Source organism: Crocosphaera sp. (genome assembly GCF_030064895.1).
Classification (GTDB): domain Bacteria; phylum Cyanobacteriota; class Cyanobacteriia; order Cyanobacteriales; family Microcystaceae; genus Crocosphaera.
The window spans coordinates 56773-67357 of sequence record NZ_JASJEB010000020.1; the positions used below are offsets into that span (position 1 = coordinate 56773).

The following is a 10585-nucleotide window of genomic DNA, read 5'->3' on the forward strand; positions in this document are numbered from 1 at the left end:
GCGAAGATTGAGGAAAGATTATTAATGAAAGCCATGATTCTGGCCGCTGGGAAAGGAACTCGCGTTCGTCCCATTACCCATACCATCCCTAAACCGTTAATTCCCATTTTGCAAAAGCCTGTGATGGAGTTTTTGCTAGAACTTTTGCGACAGCATGGTTTTGATGAAATAATGGTCAATGTTAGCCATCTGGCCGAAGAAATTGAAAGTTATTTCCGTGATGGCCAAAGATTTGGTGTTCAAATCGGCTATTCTTTTGAAGGGAAAATTGTTGATGGTGACTTGGTAGGTGAAGCGTTGGGATCAGCCGGTGGGTTAAAACGAATTCAAGATTTTAATCCCTTTTTTGATGATACCTTTATCGTTTTATGTGGTGATGCTCTTATCGATTTGGATTTAACTGCCGCCGTTAAATATCATAGGGAAAAAGGTGCGATCGCTACTATTGTCACAAAATCGGTTCCCAAAGAAGTAGTATCGAGTTATGGGGTAGTGGTAACCGATGAGGAGGGAAGAATTCAAACTTTCCAGGAAAAACCCTCTGTAGAAGAAGCCCTCAGCACTAATATTAATACAGGGATTTATATCTTTGAACCGGAAATTATTAATTATATTCCCCCCAATCAGAAATATGACATCGGTGGTGAATTATTCCCCATGTTAGTTGAAAAAGGTGCGCCGTTTTATGCGGTGAGTATGGATTTTGAATGGGTGGATATTGGGAAGGTTCCTGATTATTGGCACGCTGTTCGCGGTGTTTTAAAAAGAGACATCAAAAATGTGCAAATTCCTGGAATTGAGGTTAAACCAGGAATTTATACGGGGTTAAACGTGGCAGTTAATTGGGATAAGGTTAATATTCAAGGGCCTGTTTATATTGGTGGAATGACTCATATCGAAGATGGGGCGACTATTATTGGCCCTAGTATGATTGGCCCCAATTGTCTGGTTTGTAGCGGCGCAACGGTGGATAATAGCGTCATTTTTGAATATTCTCGTCTTGGTCCAGGGGTGCGTTTAGTGGATAAATTGGTCTTTGGACGCTACTGTGTGGATAAAACAGGGGCGGCCATTGATGTACAGCAAGCGGCCTTAGATTGGTTAATTACTGATTCTCGTCAAATCTTCCCCGATGATAGCCAAATACCACAACAGGCGATCGCAGAATTACTTAATCAAAACCAGTGACCTGGGTTCGGAGTTTGGAGTTCGGAGTTCGGAGTTCGGAGTCAAATGATTTTCTCCTGAAAAATCATCTTTTTTGCAGTCAGGGGTGATCATGAGTTAAAACACTTATTAACTAAACAATTAGCAATTCTTTGTGCTGCCCCTGGTTTTCCCAGGCGTTTTTGTCCATTCTTGGCAATGTTTTCTAATTTTTTGGGATCTTTTATTAATTGAGTTAAGGAATCTCCCACTTGTTGAGGTGTATCTACTAAAGTCACGGAACACCCTAAAAGACGAGTTTGATTTTGAGCAAATTTTTTAGTAAACTGGGGACCGTTTCCAGGGAAGCTAATCACGGGTTTACCTAACCCCACAAATTGTTCTGTAGCTGTCCCGGCCATGGCAATACCAACATGGGACAATTGTAAACAAGTTTGATAAGCTTGTTGAGTAAGAATTAAGGAAGTTTCACCCTGAGTGAATAAAATAGCTTGAGGATCTGAAATTGATAAATTGTAAGTATTTTTTGCTTCTTTTTGCCAATTCTTATCTATCAAATCTTCTTGAAAAGGAATAGAATTAAAACTAGGGGTAATAGCTGCTAAAAATAATAGCGATCGCTGAGAAAAAACTGCTTTGATACTATCAACAGCTTGCAGGATTAATTGCCAATTATTTTGTGCTTCTGGCATCCTTGAACCTGGTAATAAAAGAATGATTAAAGTTTCAGTTTCCGATGGAAAAGTTAGGGATTTATTAACCGAAAAATTATCCATCATGGGGTTGCCTAAGTCATAAACAGGAATAGAGAATTTCTCTAAAATTTGAGCAGTAAGGCTATCCCTGACAAAAACACCGCAACAAGTCAAACGATTCATTAACCAACGTTCCCAAGGAAAATACATCGATCCTAGCCAACGTTCAAGAAAGGATGTAGAAGTCAACCACCGTGTTTCATCTCGTAGATAATATTCTGATTTCGCCGTTCCCACAAAAGCAAACTCACCACCACTTAACCAAGCAAATAATAGAGGAAGAATATCACCCACTGCTAATATTTTGCCCCCATTTTCTCCCCATCGTTTTATAGTTTTATATTGATGATAAGTTAGGTTTAATAATCCACCGTTAAAATCACGCCATAATTGATTAATATCTTGATTAAACCCTCCAGATGGCATAGTTTTCACTGTACCAATGATAGGAATATTGGCTTTTTCGTAAGCATAACCTTTCCCAACTAAGGGTAAGGCAGAAATTTTAGTAATGTCGGGAAACTGTCTCAATTCTTGAGCAATAGATACTGCAATAACATCTTCTCCATGACCATTACTAATAACTAAAATTTCCATAATTTTAACCTTATATTTTTATCTCGAAAATGTAATCATTAAGAGTATAAATTTAAACTCTCAATGAAGGTAAAATCTTTCTTATTGAGTGTATATAATTCAATTTTGTGGACTATTGCAGTAGCAGCAATCAGAGCATCAGGAATAGTTAATTTATGACTTAAAGTATATTTTTGCATAAGTTTAATAAACTGTGTTGAGATTGCTTTATCTATTGGCAGAATATGTAACTGTTTTAAGTTGGTGCTGATTCTATTTAATTCTTGTTTATTTAATGCTCCATAATACAACTCAGCTTCAGTAATTACACTAATGGCTAAATTTCTGCTCCCTATATTACGCAATTGAGAAATAACCAATGGCTGATTTTTATAGAATTCAATAATGATATTTGTATCACACAAAATCATTTGCTTTCTTCTCTCCAAACTTGTTTACGAAGCGAGTGAATATCAATCTCTCTGTTTTCCCAAATTCCTGCTAGAGAAAAGAAGTTTTCTTGTTCTAATTTTTCCGTCGTTTGACCAGAAAAGACACTATTTTCTATTTGGCTTTCCTGTTGGTTTTTAAAGTCTATAAATTCAATAAATTTAAACACTTCTTGTTGTTCTTTCGGAGGAAGTTGCTTAATTTTTTCAATAGCTGCTTCTAGGGATAACATGGTATTTTCTCCTTAATTTAACTTAATTTTAGCTAATACTCTCAGATTAACCCATCAAAAATTCTATCATCTGAAAATCCTCCAGAGAATCAATTTCTACCGCAGCTATTTCACTCATAACATAGAGAGATATTTTGCCGCCGAGTCGGTTTTTATTTTCTTTGAGTACCCAGGGTTTAAACACATAAATTGACCCATTTTCTACATATTGGGGGTTCATATCTTGACGACGGGGACGGTGACGATAATCATAATTAATAGACTTAGCAACCCCATTCACTTCTTCCCAGAGAAAACGATGAGACGGAGAAACCGATACCAGAGAGTCCCCTTGCTCATTTTTTAGTTTAGCGATCGCTTGATCAATTTCGACACCGGTTCTAATAGGAGATGTACATTGTAAAAATACCAATAAGTCTGGATTAATATTTTGATCTTCTAATGCTTTTAGGCCATGAATTAAAGCAGACTCAGAGGAAGCCGTATCATTAGCAAACTCAGCCGGACGATTGATGATTTTTGCCCCATATTCAGCCGAAATATTAGCAATTTCCGGATCATCCGTGGAAACATACACTTGATCAACCGAGGTAGACTCTTGAGCATCCTCGATAGAATAAGCAATTAAGGGTTTCCCTGCCAAAAGACGAATATTTTTACGGGGAACCCCTTTTGAGCCTCCACGCGCCGGAATAATAGCAATAGTTGTCATGGCTACACCTTTTTTGATCAATAATAACAACAGAGAAACACTTAATCATTTTATAGTCCTTAAGCTGTAATGCTTACTACCAACGTTCCATCAAAAAAGAGAATGTCTGAAGAAACTTGTACAATAGCAGCGATCGATATTGGCACTAATTCCATTCACATGGTAGTTGTGGAAATTGATAAAACCCTCCCTGCTTTTACCATTATTTCACGGGAAAAGGATACCGTCCGTTTAGGAGAGCGAGATCCCAAAACAGGTAACTTGAGCGAAGCGGCCATTAAGCGTTCCTTGGCTTCTTTACGAAGATGTAAAGACCTAGCAGATAGTTTCAACGTAGAATATATCATTGCCGCCGCCACCAGTGCCACCAGAGAAGCTCCCAATGGGTTAGACTTTATCTGGCAGGTACAAGCAGAAATAGGCATCACCATCAATTTAATTTCTGGGTATGAAGAAGCCCGTCGCATCTATTTAGGGGTGTTATCGGGGATGGATTTCCAGGAAAAACCCCACGTTATCATTGATATTGGCGGCGGTTCCACGGAAATTGTCCTTGCTGATTCCCAAGAACCCCGATTTTTAAGCAGTACGAAAGTAGGGGCAGTCCGTCTCACTAATGATTTTATCAGCACTGATCCCATCGATAAAAAAGAATTAACCTATTTACAGGCTTATGTACGGGGAATGTTAGAGCGGCCTATCGATGAAGTTAAACGCAAACTTAAACCAGAAGAAATACCCCAAGCAGTCGGCACATCAGGAACCATTGAAACGTTGGTAACTATCCATGCAATGCAAACTTTGGGAGAATTACCCAGTCCCTTACAAGGGTATCAAATGAGTCGTCAAGACCTCAAAGATATGGTCAAACAATTTGTTTCTTTGACCTACGAAGAACGGGTGAATATATCAGGAATGGCGGAAAAAAGGGCGGAAATTATTGTTGCTGGTGCGGTTATTCTTTTAGAAGCAATGACTATGTTAGAGCTAGAAACTATTACTATTTGTGAAAGGGCATTAAGAGAGGGAATGATTGTTGATTGGATGTTAAATAATGGCTTAATCGAAAATAGATTAAGTTTTCAAACAGAAGTGCGTCAAAGAAGTGTTTATAAAATTGCTCGAAAATATAAAGTTGATCTTGGTTATGCTGAACGGGTTGCTACTTTTGCTGTTAGTTTATTTGATCAATTATCAGGTACGCTTCATAACTGGAAACAAAGAGAACGAGAATTATTATGGTCAGCAGCTATTTTACATAATTGTGGGGTTTATATTAGTCATTCATCCCATCATAAACACTCTTATTATTTGATTCGTAATGCAGAATTATTAGGCTTTACAGAAATAGAAATTGAAACCATTGCCAATATTGCCCGTTATCACCGAAAAAGTACACCCAAGAAAAAACACACTGCTTACAGTAAATTACCGGATAATTACCGTAAACAAGTTAAACAATTAAGTGCAATTTTACGCCTTGCTGTGGCTTTAGATCGTCGACAAATTGGAGCAATTAAAGACATTGATTGTAAGTACGATCAAGAATACAAAAAACTACATTTACATATTATTCCTTCTAATCCTAAAGATGATTGTTCCTTAGAATTATGGAATTTAGGTTATAAAAAAGTTGTTTTTGAAGACTTATATAATTTAAAAATTATGGCAACCCTAGAATCTAAAATATAGTTTTATCTAATCATAAAAGAATCTATGTTTGGGAGATAAATTTACAATGAAAATTCTCGATTCTAATCAATCATATACCTTTAGTAAAATTTTTGAATTGAAGGCAGAAGCGGATGAATTATAGCAGTCGCCAAAGCTATTAGGACATTTTTCTGTTCCCTGTTCCCTGTTCCCTGTTCCCTTAAAATATAATTTATGTGTCCTAACTAGCCTGTCTATTGCTATAGTAGCTGATTTTGGTTATACTTTTTCTCGAAAAAGACTTAACTTACCTAAATATTCAGGACAGTTAGATAGACTAGAACAATTAAGCGATCGCATTACAGAAATTTTACCCAATGTAAGTCTGAGTACAGAAGCAGCTAGACGAGAAATTCTTATTTCTCCTGTGATTACTGATCTAGTTCACTATACTAATGCTCAACTAAGAATTGAATACTCTCTTAAAGTTTCTGAACAATTACAAGGCTATTTAGATTATTTTATTTATACCGATCGTTCCTTAATTATTATTGAAGCTAAAAAAGGAGATTTAGAATATGGTTTTAATCAACTAGCTGTGCAATTAATCGCCTTAAATCAGTGGAAAAATAATCAAAATAAAGCTAACATATTAGGGGCTGTAACCATTGGTAATATTTGGCAATTTGGTCAATTATTACCTCAGAAAAAACACCTCGAACAAGGACTAGAAACCTATCGAGTTCCTGAAGATTTAGAACTTTTAATGCGAATTTTAGTAAAGGCATTAAATTAAAAAAGATGTTTTAATTAATCCATAACACCCTGTTAAGCTCTCAAATTCGCTTTAACAGGGTATTAGTCAAGTCTAAACACATTGTTAACTTAAACTTTTGCGGATATGCTCCTCAATTTTCTTTTTCTTGCCATTATCTTCTAGAGAAAATTTACCAAAGTTAGCACTACTACTGTTGACATGAGCCATAATTTTTTGCTTACGACTATCTTTGACGATGGTTTTTGATACTGGTAATGGTTCTGGAGATGTCTCCGCTTCTGGAGTTTTCTCTGCTTCTGGAGATGTCTCCAGTGTTGAAGTTGGTTCAGGAGTAGGAGGAGCAGTTGGTTTAGTTTGAGAGGTTTTTTTCGCGGAGATATAGGAACTTACATCGGCACTCTGTTTTAAGTGTTCGAGAATACGTTTTTTGCGATCATCCATAGCGAGATTGCTTATTGTGTGAATTTTTTAATCAAACCTAATTTTACTATTAAGCGGTGTAGGGTGGGTAAAACAAGATAACTCAAAGAACAATTGATAAATTTTGATTGATTACCCACCCAAGCAAACTAATGATAACTAACCTGGAGATGGTGGATAATATCAACCTTTAACTATCATCAAGGATTAACGGTTTGCCTGTGACTTGCTTTTTGCCACTTCATAAATTAAATTAGTAACCAGTGTTGTCCATCCTTGATGACTAGAACCATGACCTTGACCGGTATCTCCATTAAAACCCACATTCCGCACTTCAAAATGTAGTATCTAGGAAAAAAAAACTTACGGATATCGAGAGAGAGATGAGAAGAAAAGACAAGAATTTAGAACAAAAATCAAAAAAAGGAAAAAAGAAGAATTAGTATATATTGATGAATCTCCGAATAGATAATAGAGAAGATTATGGATATGGGTGGAATGAAAAAGGAAAAAGATTTTATGATTTAAAATCTGGAAAAAGAAGTCTGAGAGTAAGTATTATGAGTGGATTGTGCGAAGGTAAGTTAATAGCACCTTTAACATTTGAAGGGTCTTGTAATCGTGATGTGTTTCAAAAATGGTTAGAAACTATGCTCATTCCAAATCTCAAACCAGGTCAAATAGTAATCTTAGATAATGCGACTTTTCACAAGGGAGAAAAAATTAGACAATTAATTGAGTCTGTTGATTGTGAATTACAATACTTACCACCCTATTCACCAGACCTCAATGAAATTGAACATTATTGGTTTCCTATTAAACCCGATCTGGCCACCACAGGGGTATCTTCCCCATGTTCTGTGGTTTGTTGGCTTTCTCGCTTCTTTAACCATCCTTTACTGGGATGGATATCACTCTGGGACTTGTTAGCCTGTTGATGTAATTTTTGATGTTTCATTACCATTGCCTATTGTGGGAGAAGAAGAATATTTTTTTGCCAATCTTTTAAACAGTTGAGCAAAAAAGCCTAACAGAAATGGAAACACAATAACAAAGACAAATGACCAAAAAATAATGATTCGCATAACGGTTTCTCTGCAAAACTTGCTTCCTTACCATCATATAACTTTATCATTGACAACACCGAGAATCATTGACTAATTTGCAACAAAACTGTACAATTGTGCAATTAAGCCATAGCAGGACGTTACCCCGCCCTTCGGGCAAAGGTAAAAATCAAAAGGCAAAAAGCAAAAATATAGCAGTCGCCAAAGCTATTAGGACATTTTTCTGTTCCCTGTTCCCTGTTCCCTGTTCCCTTAAAATATAATTTATGTGTCCTAACTAGCCTGTCTATTGCTATAAATATATGCCCGATAATGGTTTAAAACTTCTTCATTTATGAAGAAGACCAACAAAAAACTATCATTCATTGAATCCTCTTACTTTTAGCCCTTCGACTTCGCTCAGGGCTAACACCGGGCGGATTTGAGGTGTTATATTTTATACTTTTGACTGGTGAAATTACTGTGACTAGCTTTCAAGTTTCTCCCCAATTGCTCAAAGGAGCCTTAGTAGGGATTGATCCCTCTACTAAAGTAGTTGTTAGTACCCTAGTCTTTCAATATAATCCAGAAACCCTCACCCGTAGTCTTGCTCCTCAAATTGCTGGGGGAGAAGATAGTTCACGCACAGAAGCTTTACGTCTGGAAGATGCTCCCATTGAGACGATTAAATTTGATCTTGAACTCGATGCTACTGATCGACTCGAAGAAGCAGAAGCTGTGGCGGTCTCTGATGGAGTGTATCCGGAACTCGCTGCCTTAGAAACTCTAATTTATCCCAAAATCACACAGGTTACGCAACGGATGTTAGCGGCGAATTTTGGCACCAAAGAGATCGTTCCAGCAGAAGCTCCCATGACCCTGTTAGTGTGGGGAATAAAAAGAATTTTGCCCGTTCGTATCCAAAATTTTAATATTACTGAGGAAGCTTATGATGTTAACCTCAACCCTATTCGTGCCAAGGTAACGCTTGATTTGCGAGTTCTCAGTTATAACGATCTGCCGTGGGGCAGTTTTGGTTCTAATTTATTCTTTGTCCATCATACTCTCAAGACAGAGATGGCAGGGAAAGGAAGTGTGGCGAGTTTGGCGAATATAGAACGTCCTTTACCTGGTTTTTAATCGTGTTTATCTTATAGGGAAATTGATTATGGCTTTTGAGTTTAGCAGTCGTTATTACAATCTAGAAACAGCAGAATATACCGGTAAACAGGGAATACCTATCGCTTATAAGCGTCGGCGGTTTTTACCTCAAGGAGAAACTTTACCGTTATTAGAAGAAGTAACCGTTATACAAGGCGCTCGCCTCGATTTGATTACGTTTAGAACCTTGGGGGACTCTGAACAATTTTGGCAGGTATGTGATGCCAATAATGCCATGAACCCAGACAGTTTAACGGCTGAGACTGAGATTGGAAGAGTATTACGCATTCCCCTACCGCAAATCTAGATAATTTTAAGTTATGGCACTACTGGGAACGAATTTAACTGTCCTCATTGGCAAAACCTTACCTCGTCCCATTCCAAAATTTCTCCTAGAAGAGCTTGAGTCTGTAGAAGTGACACAAAGCGACGATGGAAAATCGGGATTTCAAATTGTTTTCCGAGTGGGACGAGCAGGAAATAAGGATTCAAAAGACTATCAAATGATTAAAAGTCCGTTATTAGAGGTTTTTAATCGAGTCATTCTAGTTGTCACCATTGGAGCTAAACCTCAAGTGTTAATGGATGGGATGATTACCAACCGAGAATTATCTCCTAATGTGCGTCCAGGGGATTCTACTTTTACCATCACTGGGGAAGATATTAGTATCATGATGGACTTAGAAGAAAAAACTCAAACCTATGTTGCTCAAGATGAAGTGACCATCGCTCGCAAAATCATTCTCCAATATGCCAAGTATGGATTAAAGCCAAACATCATCAACCCACGGCTTAAAAATAGACCCACTCGCAATAGTTGGATTCCGCTACAGAGTAATAAGACCGATTTTAGCTATTTGCAATACATAGGGAAACGTTACGGGTTCGTTTTTTATGTCACCCCTGGACCGGCGACGGGTATCAATACAGCTTATTGGGGACCGCCAAAACAACAGTCTCAACCTCAAGATCCCTTAACCGTCAATATGGGACCGTTTAGTAACGTTGAGTCCATCAACTTGCAGTATGATGGCTTATCAGCAACAAAAGTCAAGGCAAGCGTACAGGATCGCAAAACCAACAAGATCCGAAAAATTAAGGAATCGGAGAGCGATCGCCGTCGTTTGGCGAAAAAATCGGCTTTATCGAGTCAATCGGCTGTCAGAAGTCGACGATTTTGTCAAACAGGTGTGGATACCAAAGAAGCGGATGCTTATATTCAAGGGATGGTAGATAGTTCTGTTGATAATGTGATTACCGCGACTGGTGAAATTGATGTTGTCCGCTATGGCACTCCATTGGGATTACGTCGGTTAGTGGTCTTGCGGGGTGTGGGGATAACTTATGACGGACTCTATTACGTCAAAAATGTTACCCATAAATTGCAACAGGGTAGTTATAAACAAGATTTTACTCTTACTCGTGAAGGACTGATTTCGACCTAACGGGGTTTGTAAGACTCACATCTTGCACCAAGAAAAGTCGATATGAAAAGCGATTTAATTCTACCATAATTGGGTAAACCATGTTAAAATAAGTATATCCCAGGTGGAAAATTAATCAATGCTAGTCGTAGAAGCAAAATTAAAAAACGGAACGCGCCTAGCAATACCAGAAACTAGATGAAGCCATTAG

Annotated in this window: 11 protein-coding genes and 1 pseudogene; 7 read left to right on the plus strand and 5 right to left on the minus strand. The window is 37.6% G+C overall.

Annotation, left to right across the window (positions count from 1 at the left end; genetic code table 11):
* The first annotated feature begins 24 nt into the window (after window positions 1–24).
* Entirely contained in the window at window positions 25–1188 is a 1164-nt protein-coding gene (locus QNJ66_RS07785) for an NDP-sugar synthase (RefSeq protein WP_300504891.1), read from the plus strand.
* Window positions 1189–1277: 89 nt separating this feature from the next.
* Here QNJ66_RS07785 and QNJ66_RS07790 read toward each other — a convergent pair whose 3' ends face one another.
* The 4 genes from QNJ66_RS07790 to QNJ66_RS07805 are packed head-to-tail and all read right to left on the minus strand — an operon-like array spanning window position 1278 to window position 3892.
* Entirely contained in the window at window positions 1278–2519 is a 1242-nt protein-coding gene (locus QNJ66_RS07790) for a lipid-A-disaccharide synthase-related protein (RefSeq protein WP_300504859.1), read from the minus strand.
* A 38-nt stretch (window positions 2520–2557) separates the two neighbouring features.
* Window positions 2558–2929: a type II toxin-antitoxin system VapC family toxin gene (locus QNJ66_RS07795; protein WP_300504862.1), complete on the minus strand. Its 372-nt coding sequence runs from the start codon at window positions 2927–2929 to the stop codon at window positions 2558–2560.
* Window positions 2926–3180 carry a DUF2281 domain-containing protein gene (locus tag QNJ66_RS07800; RefSeq protein ID WP_300504865.1) on the minus strand — a complete coding sequence of 85 codons (255 nt, stop codon included), beginning with the start codon at window positions 3178–3180 and terminating at the stop codon, window positions 2926–2928. The genes QNJ66_RS07795 and QNJ66_RS07800 overlap by 4 nt, the downstream gene beginning before the upstream one ends.
* Before the next feature lie 46 nt (window positions 3181–3226).
* Entirely contained in the window at window positions 3227–3892 is a 666-nt protein-coding gene (locus tag QNJ66_RS07805) for an acylneuraminate cytidylyltransferase family protein (protein ID WP_300504868.1), read from the minus strand.
* A 102-nt stretch (window positions 3893–3994) separates the two neighbouring features.
* Here QNJ66_RS07805 and QNJ66_RS07810 point away from each other — a divergent pair, with 102 nt between their 5' ends.
* Together QNJ66_RS07810 and QNJ66_RS07815 are read left to right on the plus strand one after the other, a co-directional pair.
* A complete protein-coding gene (locus QNJ66_RS07810; protein ID WP_300504871.1) occupies window positions 3995–5584 on the plus strand; it encodes a Ppx/GppA phosphatase family protein in 1590 nt (529 codons plus the stop codon).
* 388 nt (window positions 5585–5972) lie between these two features.
* Entirely contained in the window at window positions 5973–6341 is a 369-nt protein-coding gene (locus QNJ66_RS07815; protein WP_300504874.1) for a hypothetical protein, read from the plus strand.
* A gap of 84 nt (window positions 6342–6425) precedes the next feature.
* Here QNJ66_RS07815 and QNJ66_RS07820 read toward each other — a convergent pair whose 3' ends face one another.
* On the minus strand, window positions 6426–6764 hold the full coding sequence (locus tag QNJ66_RS07820) for a hypothetical protein (protein WP_300504877.1): 339 nt from the start codon (window positions 6762–6764) through the stop codon (window positions 6426–6428).
* A gap of 325 nt (window positions 6765–7089) precedes the next feature.
* Here QNJ66_RS07820 and QNJ66_RS07825 point away from each other — a divergent pair.
* The 4 genes and pseudogenes from QNJ66_RS07825 to QNJ66_RS07840 all read left to right on the plus strand — a co-directional run.
* Window positions 7090–7564, plus strand: a pseudogene (locus QNJ66_RS07825) (IS630 family transposase); the annotation flags it as partial.
* Between the two features lie 708 nt (window positions 7565–8272).
* Window positions 8273–8929 carry a hypothetical protein gene (locus QNJ66_RS07830; protein WP_300504880.1) on the plus strand — a complete coding sequence of 219 codons (657 nt, stop codon included), beginning with the start codon at window positions 8273–8275 and terminating at the stop codon, window positions 8927–8929.
* Between the two features lie 28 nt (window positions 8930–8957).
* Window positions 8958–9257 (plus strand): hypothetical protein, encoded by a 300-nt coding sequence (locus QNJ66_RS07835; RefSeq protein ID WP_300504883.1) that lies wholly within the window; start codon window positions 8958–8960, stop codon window positions 9255–9257.
* Window positions 9258–9270: 13 nt separating this feature from the next.
* A complete protein-coding gene (locus QNJ66_RS07840) occupies window positions 9271–10395 on the plus strand; it encodes a hypothetical protein (RefSeq protein WP_300504886.1) in 1125 nt (374 codons plus the stop codon).
* Window positions 10396–10585: the final 190 nt, after the last annotated feature.